Origin of the sequence: uncultured Algibacter sp., from assembly GCF_947495925.1 — a bacterium.
GTDB lineage: Bacteria > Bacteroidota > Bacteroidia > Flavobacteriales > Flavobacteriaceae > Algibacter_E.
In genome coordinates this window covers 1-19600 of sequence record NZ_CANMAU010000002.1, presented here as the reverse complement: position 1 = coordinate 19600, position 19600 = coordinate 1, and the positions used below count along the sequence as shown (strand labels likewise).

Annotated in this window: 10 protein-coding genes; all 10 read right to left on the bottom strand. The window is 34.1% G+C overall.

Going from position 1 to position 19600, the window contains the following annotated elements; genetic code table 11:
- Window positions 1-3459 (bottom strand): hypothetical protein, encoded by a 3459-nt coding sequence (locus Q0857_RS03400; RefSeq protein ID WP_298532216.1) that lies wholly within the window; start codon window positions 3457-3459, stop codon window positions 1-3.
- A 70-nt stretch (window positions 3460-3529) separates the two neighbouring features.
- A complete protein-coding gene (locus Q0857_RS03395; RefSeq protein ID WP_298532213.1) occupies window positions 3530-3892 on the bottom strand; it encodes an MFS transporter in 363 nt (120 codons plus the stop codon).
- 368 nt (window positions 3893-4260) lie between these two features.
- On the bottom strand, window positions 4261-5922 hold the full coding sequence (locus Q0857_RS03390; protein WP_298532211.1) for a family 16 glycosylhydrolase: 1662 nt from the start codon (window positions 5920-5922) through the stop codon (window positions 4261-4263).
- 11 nt (window positions 5923-5933) lie between these two features.
- Window positions 5934-7991, bottom strand: a complete 2058-nt coding sequence (locus Q0857_RS03385) for a hypothetical protein (RefSeq protein WP_298532208.1) — start codon at window positions 7989-7991, stop codon at window positions 5934-5936.
- Window positions 7992-8010: 19 nt separating this feature from the next.
- The gene (locus Q0857_RS03380) at window positions 8011-9498 is read right to left on the bottom strand and encodes a RagB/SusD family nutrient uptake outer membrane protein (protein WP_298532205.1); all 1488 of its coding nucleotides are present in this window, start codon (window positions 9496-9498) and stop codon (window positions 8011-8013) included.
- A gap of 14 nt (window positions 9499-9512) precedes the next feature.
- On the bottom strand, window positions 9513-12512 hold the full coding sequence (locus tag Q0857_RS03375; RefSeq protein WP_298532202.1) for a TonB-dependent receptor: 3000 nt from the start codon (window positions 12510-12512) through the stop codon (window positions 9513-9515).
- 231 nt (window positions 12513-12743) lie between these two features.
- Window positions 12744-15557, bottom strand: coding sequence for a triple tyrosine motif-containing protein (locus Q0857_RS03370; protein ID WP_298532200.1), 2814 nt, complete (start codon window positions 15555-15557; stop codon window positions 12744-12746).
- Window positions 15558-15725: 168 nt separating this feature from the next.
- Complete coding sequence (locus Q0857_RS03365) at window positions 15726-16400, bottom strand: head GIN domain-containing protein (protein WP_298532197.1); 675 nt, start codon at window positions 16398-16400, stop codon at window positions 15726-15728.
- Between the two features lie 69 nt (window positions 16401-16469).
- Entirely contained in the window at window positions 16470-18668 is a 2199-nt protein-coding gene (rnr, locus tag Q0857_RS03360) for a ribonuclease R (protein ID WP_298532194.1), read from the bottom strand.
- 194 nt (window positions 18669-18862) lie between these two features.
- A partial coding sequence (locus Q0857_RS03355) for a T9SS type A sorting domain-containing protein (RefSeq protein ID WP_298532191.1) occupies window positions 18863-19600 on the bottom strand: 738 nt, incomplete at its 5' end.

Below are 19600 nucleotides of genomic sequence, written 5' to 3'. Positions count from 1 at the left end.
TTATTTTTTAATCGATACAATGATTTGATTTATATCACCAGTTCTTTTGAAAATCATATTAGAAGTATGATCATCTAAACGTAATGAGTCACTCACACTATGTTCACCGCTACTAGCGATAACTGTTAAACTTTCTGAATCGCCTGACTTATAAATTATAGGAACTTGGCAATAGGTAAAGCCCAAAGAACCGCTGTCTAACTCAATACTTTGTTCACCTCCTTTTACGTCTGTGTAATTAAATACAGTTGGTGTAGTCAAAAACTCCTTTGATTGCAACAATCTCGGGTTAAATTCCATTGTTCCGTTTTTAACAAAAACACCTAATTCACCAAATCGGCTTAAAATATCCTCCTTTACTTGCCCAGTCATTCCAGGCTGTTGAGCGCCTTTAGTTGCTGGTGTATGCGAATAAGGATCTGTTGGAAAAGCACCATACAATTCTGGCGATTTATGAACACCAATACCTGCATTAATTTCATAGTAATGGTCCAGAAGTCTATCTATAACCTCATCACTTTCATTCATATTAACTGCCAGTAAACAGTTTTCTTGAACAGCTAGTAATAACTTGGACACCATGTGCCAATATATAGAACCAAGCCCTTCATAACCAAAGAAAGTACCTGAACGACCTGTAAAAGATTTATGATCAAAAATGTTTTCAAAAATTGTTAATAATAGATTCGTGTCTTTTTCAATTAAAGATTCATATTTATCTTTTGGCAAATTATTTAATGCTTCTTTCAAGCTGTCCGCGTTATTAAACCCGCCGTTAAAATGATATTTTCCTAAAACATCTTTCTCAATAATTTGAGTATTCCCTTCTTTTACTAATTGCTTTAAAAGTTCACATTGTTCTACTTTTTCTACTGGAATATTATTCTTTTTATCAAATCTTGGTAAGTCTTTATTAGGGTATAAAATATAACTGTATTGATCTGCTCTAAATAAAGCGCTGTTTTTAAGGCCATCTAATAAAGCTAGAGCTTCTTTTGGTGATAGATATCCAGAACTCAATGCTGCTACTTGGCCTTCTAACATTTCCGATAGGTAAGAAATAGACACCTCTTTTTCATTTTCAAGAGTCATCAAATTATACGCATGATACATATTATCACTGCGCTTATTAGCTTCTATAGTATGATGCAAATAGTTCTGAGCTGTTTCTATGAACTCCAAAATATCGGATTTGCTTATAGAAGATTTTCGCCCTGTAAAATCAGATTCGTAAATGGTGCTTCTATATTCGCTTCCTGCTTCACCCAATCCGTCTAAAACCAATTTTCTATCTGTACTAGATATTGGATTAGACAGTATATTTTTATGCTGGTTTAATGTACCGAGAACTGTGCTAAAGAAAGTAACTAATTCTTCAGAAAGTTCAATTTTTTCGGTTTGTGATTTTGAAATAATACCATTAAAGAAATTCAAAAAACGATTTAGGTAATATAGGGTGACCATTGAAACACCGTTACCCACTAAAGCATTATTTGCATCATTCCATTCTGGCCTTTGTGTATTAAGCCAAATGCCACCCTCAGGAATGAAATTAGAAACTTTAGAAAGTATGGTTGCCAATAATTTTTCAATAAGGTTTACTTTATAAATGGTGTCATTCTGATCTCTGAGAAGTGCTCCATCTGCACCTATTTCATTTCTTTTTTTATTAATATCTGCATCCAATTGATAATCAAAATCAATAGTGTCTTTAGGATTACACAAAATGTCTTGATAGCTCTTTATTTTATAGGGTACATTCGCATAAACAAAAATGTCTTTTGTAAATGTAGATTCTAATCGGCTAGGGTAGTGGTTCTCAATAAACTCTAAGAACTTCAATAGATATATTATTTGATGATCGCCCCAATAACCTATATATGACCACGGATCATCCTCTTCAATCACTTCCCAATCGAAACCGTCTTTTGTTACTCTATAAGGGTTATAACCATCAAATGTTGTGGCATTCAAAAACTTATGGATCATACTTTCTATAAACTCAGGGTAGGAGTGGGCCAAAGCCTCCCAGTTTTGGAAAATATCTCGCCAATTTCCTTCATAATCCAAAATTTTTGAACCATCTATCTCGCTTCTTGTGTTTATTGAAAATTTGTTCCAAGGCCTACTTGGATCGCCATGCCTTCTACTGAATTTAAGTGGTAAATATTCAAAACAAAGTCTTTTAAAATCGCTATCAGAATCGTTAGATATAATGTTTTGGATATGATGTAAAGTAAATTCCTTTGGGAGGTTTTCCAAAACTTCATTTTTGTTTTCAAAGACCAACTTGTTTGCCTTTGATATGTACTTTACAAAATCTCCTTTTTCAATAACATAATTGTTATCAAAAATTCCCCCGCGCATAATATTGAATAAAGTATTTGCGAAATGCCTCGTATTTGTTAATGGGTCTTCAGTTATTTGCAAACCATCAGAAGCACCGGTTAGTTCAACTAAATTTTTTGTACCTGCATCAATATCCTTCTGTAGCAACTCCTCTAAATCATCTTCATTTCTTATCAATTCAGAGATGTAAGTTATACCTGAAATGGATTGATTAACATTAGTTACAAACAACCAATTTTCTTCTGATATTGGGTCTATTTCCATTGAGGTAGAAACAAAATAAGCGCCTTTTTCAGCTTTCATATCTTCTTCTTGAAAAACGCTTCCTCCATTTCTAAAGGTATCTAATTGTTGTGATGAGATGAGGTATGTCGGATTATCAATACCAAGAGACCAAACTATATTAGATTTTAATGCCTCACTAGGCTCCGCCTTATCAACTATTATAGCGCTTAACGCATAAACACCTAATCCAACATTTGGCAACAACTCACTTTTTTTATAAGCATCAACCAGGTTGCTTCTGCTATTTTGTAAATCGGTAGTAACACCTGACGGTAAAATATTTTGTAAACCATCTAAAACAGTAATATTAATTGAATCGCGGTTATTATTGATGAGTGTCACGTTTTTTATAAACCCAAATTGATTACTTGAGCTCCATTTATATCTAAATGTTAAACCTAAGTCCTCATTTATTTCTTCAAAAACCACCTTATTCCCATAAATGTTTTTGTATAAATTTCTTCTAGTAATATATTGCCCCATTTGTCTTTGTGAAAATGGTTCCCAAACCTTCACCTCTCCATTTACATAAACCTGAAGTATAGTTTTACTCCCCGTTATATCAGCAGACTCAGTAATCTTATCATCTGTATAATATGGAAATATTGAAGATTCACTATTTTTTCTGCCAGCTGTTAACCCTCCATTGCTTGAAATAAACATCCAATGGTTCGAATCGCTTACTATGCTCATAAAAAAAGGTCTCATAGTATCGCTGTTAGAAATCTTGTAATATTTCTCGTTATCAAAATCCACTAAACTCCCCTTGACTCTAATGTCCTCTGATGAGGTTTCTTTATATTTAGTTGATACAGTTTGATTCATTTTCTTATTTATTATCATTTTTAAGTGCTGAAAAAACCTAAATAAAAATGTTCTCTGCAGCTTTTATATTTTAACTCTTTACTAGTAATTGCTCAACTACTTCTAATGTTTTCCCTTTTGTTTCAATAACAAACTTGTGCACAAATAACACGGCACTCAATGATAACACCCCATAAATAACGAAGGTGTTAGTCGGCCTTAAATTTGACAATTCCCATGAGAATATTTGAGTCACAGAACAGCTTATAAGTGAATTGAAAAAACCTAAGCCAAGCATTTCATTTGTCTTATCAAAACACATTGTAATGCCTTCTATAGCCTCGGAAATAACAGCACTATTAAAACCAAACAAAAAACCACCTAAAGCCACAATAAAGCTTATTAAGAAAGTATATGGTTTATTCCATTTGCTATTGTCTCCGTTATTCTGCATATTTTGTTTACTAGAAAAATTTTGTTTTAGACCTAATGCGCAGCACACTCAAGATTGTATATGTCTTAATTACAAGATCATACTGCAACCAATGACCATTTAGAGTTTTACTGCATAAAATTACCTTATACTAACAGTTTGAAGCTTCTGTTTTGACTGATTGAAAGATTCTCATACTAGTTAAAACAAGAAGTTCTTAACTAAACATTTATAACAAAAGGTTTATTTTAAACAATCTCATCTGCTACTGATGTTAATTTAAAAACAATAAAAGCTAACTTTTGTTTAAGTATTTACTATTATCCCTATAATGTTTAAATAAAAAAGGCCGGCTATAGGGTAACCGACCCTTTTTAATACTAAACAAACTATTGATAAACTCTTATATAATCAATTTCCATAGTGTCTGAAGTGAAATTTGGATCTACCGTTCCACCTAAAGTACCACCCATGGCAAGATTCAATATCATAAACATATCTGCATTGTAAGGTATATCTGAATTATTATCAAAAGAGAAAAAGAATTCATCATCAACTGACATTTTAATCGATTCTGCCGTCCATTCCACAGTATAGTTATGAAATTCGGAAGTGGCATCTTCAACATCTATTCTACCAACAATAGCATCACCACCGGAGTTACCTGGGAAGTGCAAAGCACCTGAAGTTTCAGTCTTATTTTGTCCTGTTTGTTCCATGATATCAATTTCACCACAGTTAGGCCATCCTACATCAGCAAAGTTTGCACCTAACATCCAGATTGCCGGCCAAGTACCTTGAGAGGCGGGTAACTTGGCACGACATTCAATCTTCCCATAGGTATATTCTTGAAGACCTTCTGTTTTAATTCTAGCAGAAGTATAACCGCCGTTTCCGTCAGCCAAGGCATTAATTTTAAGAATTCCGTTTTCAATGATTACATTCTCAGGATTGTCGGTATAGGTCTGTAATTCCTGATTACCCCAACCACCAGCACCTAGATCATAGGTCCAATTAGCTGCATTAGGCGCACCATCAACATCAAACTCATCTGACCATACTAGCGTTTCAAACCCACCTCCAGATTCATTAGGGTTTTGTGTCTGGAATGTACAATACCATGCTAAACCTGGATCTACACCATCAACCACCCTAACTTTTAGGGTGCTATTAGTAACTGTAATAATTTCAAAAAGACTATTAACACAATACCAACTCATAAAACCGTCGTCTGATAAAAAGATACTAGTCCCTCGATAACTTGGGTCCTGTGCATCTTCAGTAGCAATAGACGATGACGGAATTAAAGCCACATTGCTAACCATTCCCAATGATGGCGCTACATCAATTCCGTGACAAGTATCACCATCAACCCCTAAAGCACCGGCAACTGTTCCTGGAACGTAGGCTTGCCCAACCACTTGTTGAAATGTTAAGTTTCCATCTCCATCTTGAGTAAATACTAATTCAGCATCGTACATACATAATTTATCTGGATGAAAAGGATCAGAATTAAAGAATGTAGGAAAGGTATGATCTCCAGGATTTGGAGAATCTTTTACATTACTTCCTAAAGCTATATTGGCAGGTTTATCAGCGGCCCAGTACCAAGTTTTACTGTTTCCAGAACCACCACTTAAGAAATCTTTAGCTTCGATATCTTCAAAATCACTGCGCACGGTTACATTCATAGATGTACTAGATTGTACTCCGCCAGTACCCACTGCATTTACAACAACGGTATAAGTATTAACCCCTACACTTGTAAAACGGTGCGTTACTTTACCTGTTTGATTGGTTTCAGTAAAACCATCACCAAAATCAAATTTATATGCAAGGGCTCCGCTAGAGGTGGCTTCAATATTTACCAAGCCACTACCATCTCCATCTGCATCATTACAATCTTCACAGATTACATCTGCAGTAAGTGCAATATTAGTTGGGATTTTAACTTCGCCAAAAGTTTGATCATCATCTTGACAACTCGCAAAAACCAGTGCCAAAGCTAGGAATAAACCTAAGCCATAATATTTATACTTTATATTTCTCATAATTAGTTTTTTTAGATTTTCACAAGTTTATATTGCCAATAAGTACCTCCACCTACATCAATGCTAACATTTATTGTGTTAGGATCTGCAAAAGTGACATTGTATACCACAGCATCTGGTGCGGCATTTGGATCAGACAGTTCAGAACCATTCACTGCTTTTGGCAAACCAATATAAGATCCTTTGCCATTCAGGGTAAATGTTCCGGCTCCACCATCATAGGAATATGTTGCAGGAATTGAACCATCATGAGGTGCTACAGGAGCTCCACAAGCATCTCCTCCGCCTTGCCATCCTTCAATCCAAGTTTCAGTACCTGGAACATTTTGAAACGATCCATCAGTCCCAAACACATATAAATCATCATAATAACAAGCTCTATCTGTTACACAAGCAGGATCACAATTCCACCAGCTAACATCGCCTATACTAGGTCCCACACCTAGAGCTCCACCTTCATTAGCAAATTGCCAAGTTCCAGTTAGAGGTGTTGCTACAACTCCAGCTCTAATTAGTTTAAACTGCCAAAATGTGCCTCCACCAACATCAATATTAACGGCTATAGTATCATTATCTAAAAATTCAAGACTATAAGTTATTGACGCAGGAGCATCCCCAGGACTCGATAATTCTCCACCATTATAAGCTTTTGCTAAACCTATAAAAGCCCCAACACCACTTAAAGTAACAGTTCCTGCTCCCTCATCATATACATAGGTAGCTGGGTTAGACCCATCATGAGGTGCAACTGGAGTTCCACAAGAGTCTCCTCCTCCTTGCCAGCCTTCTGTCCAAGTGTCTGCGCCAAGGTCATTTTGGAAAGAACCATCTTCTCCAAAAATATAAACATCGTCATAATAACAAGCTCTAGCTGCCACACAATCAGCATCACAATTCCACCAGCTAACATCGCCTACAGCAGGGCCAACTCCTAAAGCACCAGCTTCTGGAGCCAATACCCATTGTCCTGGTAATCCGGTTGCACCACTTGAAGGGATTGTTTGATTAATATCATCTATATAGAATGTCCAATCTGATCCTCCAGTACCTACTGTACCAAAATCAAAGAAGAATACTAATTTTTGATACGATTGAGACTCATCAATATCTGAAAAGTCAAACACAACTTCTTCCCAAGCGCTATTGCCTTCAAGTGTTGCTTCTTTTTCAATAAAAATTCCTCCATCGTCAAGGTTTTCTATTTTTAATAATAATTTACCTCCTGCTTTAGGTGACCACACCTTCATTTTCATAGCTTTTTTCAAGCTGAAATCAATTGGAGAAGACATTGTAATTACATTACCGGCCCATACTTCTGGACCTCCTTTCACAATTTCACCCACTTTGCTAGACATATTACCATTGGTGTCTGGGTTGTCTATAACCGCCGCAGAAGCCCCTCCAAATCCAATAAACGCAGAAGCATCAAAAACTTCAAAATCTACAGGGAATACTACCGGAGCAGAAATTGTTATCACCTGTTCTGACTCACTAGACTCAACACCACCACTTAAAGCAACAACCTTAATATTATAATCACCAACACCAGGGTATTCGTTGCTAACAGTTCCATCCAATTCTAAAGGTGTTCCTTCTTCATCAGGATTCGTAGTATCAAAAAACACGATAAAGCTTGATGCAAAGTCAGCAGTTGCGGACACATTCAATAAGAAAGGATTTGCTCCATCAATTGCAGTATTTATTACAATGTTCTCAGGAGCTCTAAATGACACATTCACTGTTTGTGTTCCTGTGGCAGATTTACCATTAATTCCTGTAGCTCTTATAGTAGCTTCATAAGTTCCTTCGGCATACATATGCTCAGTGTACTCTCCAGGAGCTAAAGATTCTGAGATCTCAGATCCATCTCCAAAGTCCACGATAAAACTTGCTACGCCATCACCTGTAGGGGTAATTTGTGTAAGTCCGGTATTATCAGGAATTACATTTACGCCTGCAGAAATATTAGTTGGTGCTGCAACGTTTTTAATAAAATCGACATTTTCATCCTTATCACAGCCAAAAACCATCAGCAAAACGATAAAGCAAAAACTAGTTATATATTTCATTGTTTTCATAATCTTTCTTTTAATTATAGTTAGGGTTTTGATCCCAATTTCCATTAGCAAACTGCATTTCTTCAATTGGAATTGGAAACAAATTATGCTTTCCTTCTTCGAACCCAGGAATTCTTGATCCATCACCTGTTCTTACTAAGTCAAAGAACCGGTGTCCCTCACCCATAAGTTCTAAACGTCTTTCTCTTGCTATAGCGCTCGTTAGATTACTCCCTGAGTCAGTAATGTCAACAGAATTATCATCAACGCCATAAGCTCGTCTTCTCACTCTATTAAGATATTCCTGAGCTTTAGTATCGCTTATACCACCAGTATTATAAGCTTCAGCGGCCATTAACAATACATCGGCAAAACGGATTGCTCTGTAATTTCCAGGATTTGTTAAGTTTAAATCACCAGCTGCCTCATCGCTTCTCTTTCTAGGAATATACTTTCTGTTAAAAAAACCAGTATGCTCATATCCAGTTCCAAAAGTTGCTCCTTCTTGTGCTGCCCAAGCGTTTATGTCAAGAATAGCTATGTCTTTTCTTAAATCAGAGTCTTCAAATGCATCATATGATTCTTGAGTAGGTACATTAAAACTAAACCCTGAAGAAAATAAAGGTCCTGTGTAGTTTCTAATACCACTAAAACCAATGGCAACATTACCTTCAACACATTGTAAACAATCAAAACTCGCTCCTTCTACATCTGTATATTGAACTTCAAATACAGATTCTACACTGTTTTCTCCTTCTGCCTCCCAAAGCATTTCGTAATCTTCAACTAAATCATATGGTCCCATTTCAATTAAATCATCTAAAACAGATGTCGCTTCATTATATTTCTTTTGATACAAATACGCTTTTCCTAAAAGTGCTTGTGCAGAACCCTTCGTAGCTCTACCCACTTGAGGAGCTATATAAGTTAAATTATCAATGGCATACTTTAAGTCTTTTTCGATTAGAGCATATACGTCTGTAACTGGAGAACGTGGTATTGATGTCTCATCACCAATTACAAATCGAGATTCTTTTAAGGGAACCGCTCCAAACCATTTAACCAACTCAAAATAATAATAAGCTCTTAAAAATCTAGTTTCAGCAATGAGCGCTTCTCTACCTTCAAAATCTGTTTTATCTTGAAATTCCATAATGAAATTTGTTCGACTCACGCCTGCATACATCCAATTCCATATATCTCTTAGATTACTATTCACTGGGGTATGAGACATATCATCAATTTGTTGCCACCCTATGACATCAGTGGCGCTTTCACCACCACAAAGGGTATTATCTGAAGCAATTTCTCCAAGTAGTGCATTTTGATATGTTGATTGAAGTAAATCATAAGCCCCTACTACGGCATCATAATAATCTGATTCCGAATTAAAGTAATTCTCTGAGTCAATATTATATACTTGAACATCTTCTAAGTACGCATCGCCACAAGAATGAGCTCCAATCACAACCAATATCATGGCTAAAGCTTTTGTTATTTTGTTTATATATTTTTTCATCTTGTATATTGTTTTTAGATTGATAGATTTAAACCAATAATAAATTGTCTAGCAATAGGGTAGAAACCATAATCAATGCCTCCACCAATAGCTGCACCGTTTGTTGCTGCTGGATCATAACCATTATATTCTGTAAGTGTAAAAGGGTTATTTACCAAGGCATAAATTCGGAACTTGTTAATCCCTAACTTCTCAATTACATCATCACTTAAGGAATAACCTAATTGAATATTCTGAACTCTTAAGAACGAAGAGTCTTCAACAAAAAAGTCAGAAAATAATCTATTTGTTGTTCCTGCATTAGTAACTCTTGGAACAGAATTACTTGTTCCAGGACCTGTCCATCTATCTAAATACAATTTCAATCTGTTTACGTTGGATTGGTCGCGTTCGTAGTTTCTAACAGTTTCCTTTCCTAACTCTGCATACATATAGGCTCCAAAATCCCAGTTTTTATAATCAAAACTTAAATTAAGACCCATAATATAATCAGCCTGAGGTTTTCCTAATTTAGTTCTATCTGCATCTGTAATTTCACCGTCAGGAACAATATCTACAAAACGAATATCTCCAGGAGAAGCGTCTGGTTGTGCAGAAGCATCAACTTCTGCTTGCGTTTGAAAAATCCCATCAGTTTTATACCCCAAAAAGTATCCTACGGGTTGTCCTGGTTCTAAAACCGCTATTTGAGGTTGTCCAACACTAAAATCACCTCCTCTAGAAGGAATGTTGTCTCTTACCTCTAATACTTCACCCTTAATCTTGGTAACATTATAATTTATGGCAAAAGATGCATTGTCATTAATTTGCTTCTTGTAACCTATAGCTAATTCAATACCTGTATTTCTGGTTGTACCAGCATTAACTGTTGGCAATCCAGCTCCTGGCGCAAAACCACCAAGAATTCCTGAAACAGGGAAATCTGATATTAACAAATCTTCTCTATCTTCAATGAAATAATCTGCAACTATGGTTAACTTGTTATCAAACATGTTTAAATCTAAACCAACATCGAATTTTTTAGCCGTTTCCCAAGTTGCATCTGGGTTAGGTATTCTACCACTAGCTCTACCGTTAGTAATAGCACCATCTAAAACATAAGTAGCTTCACCATCTAATAGTGCTCTGTATAAATCTGCACCTGTATTATTACCCAGAGTACCAAAACTACCTCTTAACTTCAAAAAATTAATAGTTTCAGAATCTTCTAAGAACGGTTCATCAGAGATTTTCCAACCTGCAGTTACAGATGAGAAATAATCTATTCTATTATCTGGGGCAAAATCTGAAGATCCATCACGACGAATCATTGCAGAAAGTAAATATTTACCTTTATAATCATATTGCACTCTTGCAAAATATGATGACAGTCTACTGTCATATGTAAAGGAATTAGCATTTTTGGTTTCGCTTATACCATTTGCCAACTGTATTTCAGCAAAATCCCATGAGTTATTTGGCACATCAAAACCTGTTCCGCTTAAATTATCACCCCAATCTCTAATGGCACTTGTACCAAGTGTAAAAGTCGTATTGTGATTTTCAGCAAAAGTTTTTTGGTAGGTTGCGAATGTCTCCCAAGTATAAGAATTGTTAGTATTTCGATATTGATTTACACTGCTACGTGGGTTGTTAAACACCTTTCCAGCTCCATACTCAACTTGCGGACTAAATGTTTTTCCTTTATCATTGTACGATCTAATACCAAGACGAGACGTAATTGATAAGCCTTCAATAGGTGTATACACCAATTGAAAAGTCCCTTCAATAGCATTTCCCGTATAGTCATTATACGTATTTCCTATTTGCGTTAATGGGTTTATTACTTCATTTCCTAAAAACCCAGAAGGGTCTCCTTCATCAATACCATAAGTTGGAGCATAGTTAAGCGCGTTAAATAATGGCGTCCCTAAAGCATTCTCACCAATAGTTTGTCGGTTTGAATTAAAATAGTTTGCCGATGTAGTGAATTTTAGCTTCTTACCAATATCAAACCCTAATTTGATTTTAACGTTAGCTCTTCTAAAATTTGATTTTTCAGGGGAAATAATACCCTTTTGATCTATATAAGATCCACCAAAATAATACGTGCTTGTTTCACCACCACCAGAAGCACTAATATTGTGATTCATTATTGGTGCTGTAGTAAACACTTCATCTTGCCAATTCGTTCCAACACCTAAACCACTAACATCTGGATATGGTAATGCCTCCCCATTTGCCGCATGACTTTCGTTTAATAAAAGTGCATACTCTGTAGCGTTTAAGTATGGAAGCTTACGCGTTGTTTGTTGAACCCCAGTAAACCCGTTATAGTTAATTTTTAAAGATTGATTCTTTTTACCACTTTTAGTGGTTACCAATACCACCCCGTTTGCACCTTCAATACCATAAATGGCCGCTTGCGCATCTTTAAGAATGGAAAAGGATTCAATATCACTAGGGTTAATCGTATTTAAATCTCCTTTGTAACCATCGACAATAACCAAAGGACCATTATCTCCATTTGAACTTACACCTCTAATTAAGATGTTAAATCCTCCACCTGGTGAACCTGATGGTGCTGTTACAGCAACTCCTGCTGAGGTTCCTTGTAATGCTTGAGCGGCATCTACAGGCTTTAAGTCGTCAATAGTTTTGGAATCCACTATGGCAACTGCACCAGTTACATCTTTCTTCTTTTGTGAACCATAACCAATTACTACAACCTCATCTAATTGAGCTAAGTCTTCCTGTAACTGAATTGTCAATGCTTCACTACTTGTAATAACAATTTCTTTAGTTACATACCCGATGTAGCTAATGGTAATTGTTGACCCTGTTTCAACCTCATTTAAAGTAAAATTACCATCAAAGTCTGTAGTAGTTCCTTTGCTAGTATCTTTTACGATAATATTTGCCCCAGGAATTGGAAATCCTGTTTCATCTTGAACAACTCCACTTATGTCCACATTTTGTGCACTGGAATATGCTATAAAGAATAAGGTTAAAATTTTGAATAGCGTGTGTCTCATAAAATTGTTAGTTTTTGTTTGAAGTAAAATTATTGAATCAAATTATTGATTTAATAAATAACACCGCTACAAAAAACATACAATTCAAAAAAACACATACTTTTTTATAAAAACCTCAACAAAAATAAGGTTTTACTGCTATTTCAAGGTGTTGTTTAAATAATGAAGAATGCGTAAAACCTCAACAATGTTGTGGTAATGTATAGGTAGTGAAGATGTGTGTTGTGGTTATTATGTTTCTAAAATATAGTCTGTAAGACTAGATTCGTGAGGTAAACCCATTTTCTTTCTTAGCCTGTAACGCTTAACTTCCACACTTCGTGGAGAAATATTTAGGAGCGGGGCTATCTCTTTTGATGATAAATTTAAACGTAAATATGCGCAAAGGCGAAGGTCATTTGATGTGAGTATTGGATGAACACTTTTTATTTTTTTTAGAAAATCTTTATCCGCATTATTAAATGCTTCTTGAAACAGATTCCAATCGTCATTGTTATTTAAGTTTCTATCAATAATTTTAAGAACTTGTTTTATGCTATTTGTATCTTCTGCTTTTTCAAGTTCTCCTTTTATTAAACTTAAAAATTCATTTTTCTTAATTAAATTCATAGTAGAGACTCCTAATTCCCTATTTTTATTATCAATATCTTCTTTGAGTTTATCGTTTTTAAAACGCATTAATTGTTGCTTATTCTCTGATTCCTTCAACTCAAATTCTCTAGTCTTTCTTTGTATTAAGCGTTCCCTTTGTTTTCTATAATAGCGCTTGTAAACATTATGCATAAACAATGAAAAAAGCAATACGCCTAAAACATAGACCCCTAAAGCAAGATTAGTTAAAAACCATGGTCTCTCAATTTGAAATGAATACGTAGCTTTATTTAATGTGCTTTGATTACCTACTCTACCGTCAACTAAGAAGGTATAATTACCATGTGGTAAATTTTCAAATAGCACACTACCATTTGTCGTCCAATCACTCCAATTATCATACATACCTTCTAATTTATAACGATACTCTGGTTGCTGGGTTTTAAGGAACTCAGAAATACTATATGATAATTTAATGTTGTTTTCACTATTTTTTAATTCTGATCTTTTGGTTTTATCCATTAATTTTACGCTGTCGTTGTCAGATATTGTATTTACAGCTACTTGATTAATTTTAATTACGTGTTCATTATCAATAATTTTGTTCAAATCTAAAATCACATAACCTGTAGTAGAACCTAACAAATATTGTTGGTCTTTTATTTGCGTAACACTCTCATAACCCACAACGTCTTTTCTAATGCTTTCAGGGAACGGAACAGTAAATACCTTTTGTTCACCACTTAGATTTGAAGTCGCTAAATAATGTACTCCTCTACTAGAAAAACTCCATAATATGTTTGTGCCTATTTCAGATATTAATTTAGCAGAAGTAAACGTCTTATCATTTATTAATACACTATATAAACTATCTTTTTTAAAAGTATTGTTCTCAAGGTTATATAAGAAAACCCCTTTTCTATTTGAGTATAAGAGTCTATTTTTATGTTTTATAAGGCTGGAATTAAGCCCTTTATCCAATAACGTGTCTTGCTTAAAAGAAATTACATTTGATAAATCGCTACTTAATTGTAACTCATAAACGCCTTTATATTCATGACTAACAAAAATTTTATTCTTTCTAGAGAATTCAAAAAATCTACTAGAAATATCAAAACCATTGATTTTATTCCTTAATTGCCATTGTCCATTTTTTTTATGTAAAATATGTAATCCATCGTAATTTCCTTGAATTAATTCAGTTGAAATATTTGGAATCTGCTTTATCTGCCATGTTCCCGGAACGTTCGATATTTTTACTGCTTTTTCTTCATTAATTATAAATGTTCCATTGTTATGCCCACAAAACAATGAATTATCTATAACTTTTAAAAACCATACTTGACCTTGAGTTGCCTCAATAAATTGAAAATCATCATTACTGTTTAAAGACCTACAAAATAAGCCTTGATTTGTACCTAAATACAACTTATTATTGTAAACAGCTGAAGTATATACACTTCCTATTCTTCCTGTTTTATCAAAGTAAACACTATAGGGAGAATTTAGATTTATACAATTAATACCGTTATCTAGGCCTAACCAAATATTATTATCTAGATCTTCATAAATAGATAGCACCGTATTATTGCTTAACCCATTTGCTTGAGCGATTTTACGTTTTACATCACCCTCTGGAGAAAGGTGAATTATACCATCTGATATTGTTCCTAGTACGTAGCTATTATCTCTTAACTTAATACTACTAAAAACACTTACGTTTTGTAATATGTCTTTTGCCGAGATATTCCAAGACGTTGGACCGCCTTTATCCAATGTATAAAACCCATTATCCTGGGTTAATATTAATAAGATCCCATCATAATCATAAATCTTAACAATTTTATTCTCCTTGAATAAGACATTATCTGATACTAATTTAGCTCCTCCTCTTTCAATTCTAAACAAACCATTGTTTAAGCTTTGAAAATAGAAATTTGAGCCCGACTTAAACATACCTGTAATTTTGTGTTCAAAAGACACCAAATTATAAGCTTTAGTTTTTTTATCATAAATATGAATACGATCTAGGGATTGAAAAATTATTGAGTTATCTAAAGCAAGAATACTCCAAAACTCTTCATCTTCTAAAAAATTAACTTCCAATTTTTGAGCAAGTGAAGTATAATTTAAAACACCAAAATTATCCTTCTTCCAAAACCCAAAATCATGATAACCTCCTGTATATATTAAATCATCTATTACCTGAACAACACGAATTTTAGCCTCATTCGGCGATTCGTATAAATTCCACTTCGCGCCATTATACTCCAGCAAACCTTTGTTATTGGCGGCGTATATATATCTGTTTTCTGATTGGGAAATAGACCAATTTTGAGAAGCAGCACTATAATCTACTGGAGAAAAAATATTAATAGGTGGTCTTTCTTGCGCTACTAATTCAAGAAACAGACTATACATTAAAACTAGTAAAAGATACTTGTAGTTTTTCACATGTTTTAGTTTGGTTGGGGACTTAAGGTAGTAAAAACAATGATTATAAACAACTTTGTATAGTTGCCTGTATAGTGCTTAACAAATAATATCTATAAAAAAACAAAAAAGACTATTGAAAAAAATAGTCTTTTTTATAATATATTTCATTGAAATATATTCTTGCATTTATTTCACACGCTCTACTCTTCCACCTAAAACATTACTTTCATTTACAGTTTCTGGGTTTCCATAAATATATACATCACCTCCAGCTCTTACTTTAACATCAACCAATTTAGTAGCATTTACATATGCCTTTCCAGCTGCATTAATTGATACATCTGTATTCTCAGTAACTAACTCCTCTCCCTTATATACACCTCCTGTTAATAAAGATATTTTTTGATTTTTTGATTGACCTTTGGTTTCAATTACACCGCCGGTAACTGCTTTTGCGCTTACATAAGTAGCATCAACTGGTATATGAATCATTCCCCCTTCCTGAGCATTTAGTTCTATTTCAAACTGTTTAATAGTCTCACTAGACTGAACAGAAGCACCTTCATTTACATCAATAATATCAACCGTTGTATAATACAATTTCACACTTGTTTTTGATCCATCATAAGATGATTCAATATTCATTCTAATTTTTAAAGTACCATTCTTATTAACTATAACAACCTCTTCAGACTTATCCCCATTAATAACCACTTTATTCTCATCAGATTTTATTAACTCTACTTTAATCAAATCATAAACTTTTAGTTTACTAAATTCCCCAACTGTTTTCTGTATAGCTTCTTGAGATATACCGCTAAAAGAAATGAGAAGTGTTACTAAAACTATTACTTTTTTCATAATATTATTCTTTATATTCTTCTATTAAATTTAACAATAATTATTCCATTTTAAATTATCTACTTAAATTTAATTTTCTGCTTTACCTATTAAATTGAAATCCAGATGTTTTTTAACTAAATCTGTATTCTTGACTTTTACTAAAACTTCATCTCCTAATTGATACATGATTTTTGTATTTCTGCCCACCATAGCATACTGATCTTGATCAAAAGCATAATGATCGTCTTTCATATCGCGAACGCTCACCATACCTTCACATTTATTTGAAATAATTTCAACATATACACCCCAATCTGTAACTCCTGAAATAACACCAAGAAACTCTTGATCTTTATGGTCTTCCATAAAACGAATTTGCATGTATTTAATAGAATCGCGTTCTGCTCTGGTTGCTAACCCTTCCATGTTACTAGAATGATTGCATTTCTCTTCATAAAGCTCTTCATTAACAGATTTTCCTCCGTCTAAATAATGTTGAAGTAAACGATGTGCCATGACGTCTGGATATCTTCGTATTGGTGAAGTAAAATGACTATAATAACTAAAAGCCAAACCATAATGACCAATGTTATGGGTGGTGTATTCTGCTTTACTCATACTCCTTATTGCCAAGGTATCCACTAAATTTTGTTCTTTTTTACCAGCAACTTCTTTTAATAAGTTATTTAATGAAGCTGTTGTACTTTTTCGGTCTTTAAAATTAAGTTTATATCCAAATCGTCCAACAACATTCTGTAATGCAGATAATTTACTTTCATCGGGCTCGTCATGTACACGATATACAAAAGTCTTCTTAGGTGACTGCTTTCCTATATATTCAGAAACTTTTCTATTTGCCAGAAGCATAAATTCCTCAATAAGCTTATTAGCATCCTTGCTTGTTTTAAAAAATACGCCAGCTGGATTATTTTCTTTATCTAAATTAAACTTTACTTCCACTTTATCAAAAGAAATAGCACCATCTTTCATGCGCTTTCTTCGCATAATTTTAGCAAGCTCATCCATTTTTAAAACAGCCTCTGTTATTTCATTAGAAGCTCTATAAGCTTTCCCTGTTAAAGATACTTCTTGTGGTATTTCAGATGTTCTAGACTCAATAATCGCTTGGGCTTCCTCATAAGCAAAACGTGCATCGCTGTAAGTTACTGTTCTACCAAACCATTCGTTTTTAATTTCAGCATTATTATCAATTTGAAAGACTGCCGAAAATGTATACTTCTCTTCATGTGGGCGTAACGAACAAGCGTTATTTGAAAGTACTTCCGGAAGCATAGGCACCACCCGATCTACTAAATAAACAGAGGTTGCACGCTCATAGGCTTCATCGTCTAAAACCGTACCTTCTTGTAAATAATGAGATACATCGGCAATATGAATTCCAACTTCATACAACCCACTATCTAATACTTTAAAAGACAGGGCATCATCAAAATCTTTAGCATCTTTAGGATCTATGGTAAAGGTTAAATCTTTACGCATATCGCGTCGTTTTGCAATTTCTTCTGTAGTAATAGACGTGTCTAATTGATTAGCAAACTGCTCAACTTCATAAGGAAATTCATGTGGCAAACCATATTCTGCTAAAATTGCATGGATTTCAGTATGATGTTCCCCAGGTTTACCCAGTACTTGTATCACTTTACCATAAGGTGAATCTGCCTTTTCTGGCCATTCTTCAAGTTTTACTAATACCTTATCACCATCTTCAGCCTTATATATTTTATTAATAGGTACAAAAATATCTTTGTACATTTTATTACTATCTGCTACAACAAAGGCATAATTATTATTCGGATGAATTTGAATAACACCTACGTATTCGTTTTTAGCACGTTCAATTATCGATGTAATTTCACCTTCTATTTTACCACGTTTTCTACGCTTATACACATAAAATTCAACGATATCGCCATGCAAGGCCTTATTAATATTGTTGGACGCTATAAATACATCATCATCAAAATCGTCACATATAATATAACCGTTTCCTTTAGCTGCCAAATCCAGTTTACCGGTATGATATTCCGTATTTACAACCGCTTTAAACTTACCGCGTTCAACTTGTTGAATTTCTTCTTTAGCCGCTAATTTAGCTAAGGTTTTAATAATTTGATTTCTGCTACTGGCATCATTTACACCAAGTTTTGCAGCTATTTGTTTATAATTAAAACTTTGATTTCTTTCTTTTTTTAAAATACTAAGAATTGTATTTGTTAGGTTGGAAATTCCTTTTTTTCTGGACTTTCCCTTTCTTTTTTTACTCATGTAATTTTTGTAATCTTTTTATTTCCTAAGATACTGGAAATTGTGTTATCAAATAGCACGGTTTTAGGAGAAGATTGGCTATTTGTTTTTACAAAGTTAGGGTTTATAAATTAAACAGAAGTTTCGATAAGGTTAATTCATAAATAAGGCTTACAAATTAAAGCAAGCCTTTATCTATAATTCTTATATTATTTTTACTCAATCACTATCTTTTTAGTCGATTTACCCTCATTAGTTATCACCTCAACAAAATATATCCCTCCTGGTAAACTCCTTACATCTATTTTTGAAGTTTTTACTGAATACAAATACTGGTTTTGAATGTTGTAGATATTGACTTGTTTTAACTCTAATCCTTGATTTAACTTTAGGTTTAAAATATTTTTTACTGGGTTGGGGTAGTAGGTAAAATAATCTTGTTCAAAACTTTGGGCAGATAGTACGGCTGTTAAATCGTAAACTCTTACATGGCCTGAATTTATTCCATTTTCAGCATTATTTGGTGCTCCAATAGCTATTGTACTTCCATCTGAGGATAAACTTACACTACTACCTGATCTATCACCTTGAGTTTCTCCATCTATATCTGAACCTATTTGAGTCCAAATATCTCCTATATTTCTATATATTCGAACATGACCTGAATCAGAACCATTTATCCCATCATAATTAATAGCTCCAATAGCTACTATACTTCCATCTGAGGATAAACTTACACTACTTCCCGAGGCATCACCTTGAGTTTCTCCATCTATATCTGAACCTATTTGAGTCCAAACATCTCCTATATTTCTATAAATACGCACATGACCTGAGGAATAACCATTTAGTCCGTCATTATTAATAGCTCCAATGGCTACTATACTTCCATCTGAGGATAAACTTACACTACTTCCCGAGGCATCACCTTGAGTTTCTCCATCTATATCTGA

Excerpts from the sequence above, each read along its gene's own strand:
- Q0857_RS03400 (WP_298532216.1), bottom strand. The coding sequence starts at position 3,459 with ATGAATCAAACTGTATCAACTAAATATAAAGAAACCTCATCAGAGGAC.
- Q0857_RS03395 (WP_298532213.1), bottom strand. The coding sequence starts at position 3,892 with ATGCAGAATAACGGAGACAATAGCAAATGGAATAAACCATATACTTTC.
- Q0857_RS03390 (WP_298532211.1), bottom strand. The coding sequence starts at position 5,922 with ATGAGAAATATAAAGTATAAATATTATGGCTTAGGTTTATTCCTAGCT.
- Q0857_RS03385 (WP_298532208.1), bottom strand. The coding sequence starts at position 7,991 with ATGAAATATATAACTAGTTTTTGCTTTATCGTTTTGCTGATGGTTTTT.
- Q0857_RS03380 (WP_298532205.1), bottom strand. The coding sequence starts at position 9,498 with ATGAAAAAATATATAAACAAAATAACAAAAGCTTTAGCCATGATATTG.
- Q0857_RS03375 (WP_298532202.1), bottom strand. The coding sequence starts at position 12,512 with ATGAGACACACGCTATTCAAAATTTTAACCTTATTCTTTATAGCATAT.
- Q0857_RS03365 (WP_298532197.1), bottom strand. The coding sequence starts at position 16,400 with ATGAAAAAAGTAATAGTTTTAGTAACACTTCTCATTTCTTTTAGCGGT.
- rnr (WP_298532194.1), bottom strand. The coding sequence starts at position 18,668 with ATGAGTAAAAAAAGAAAGGGAAAGTCCAGAAAAAAAGGAATTTCCAAC.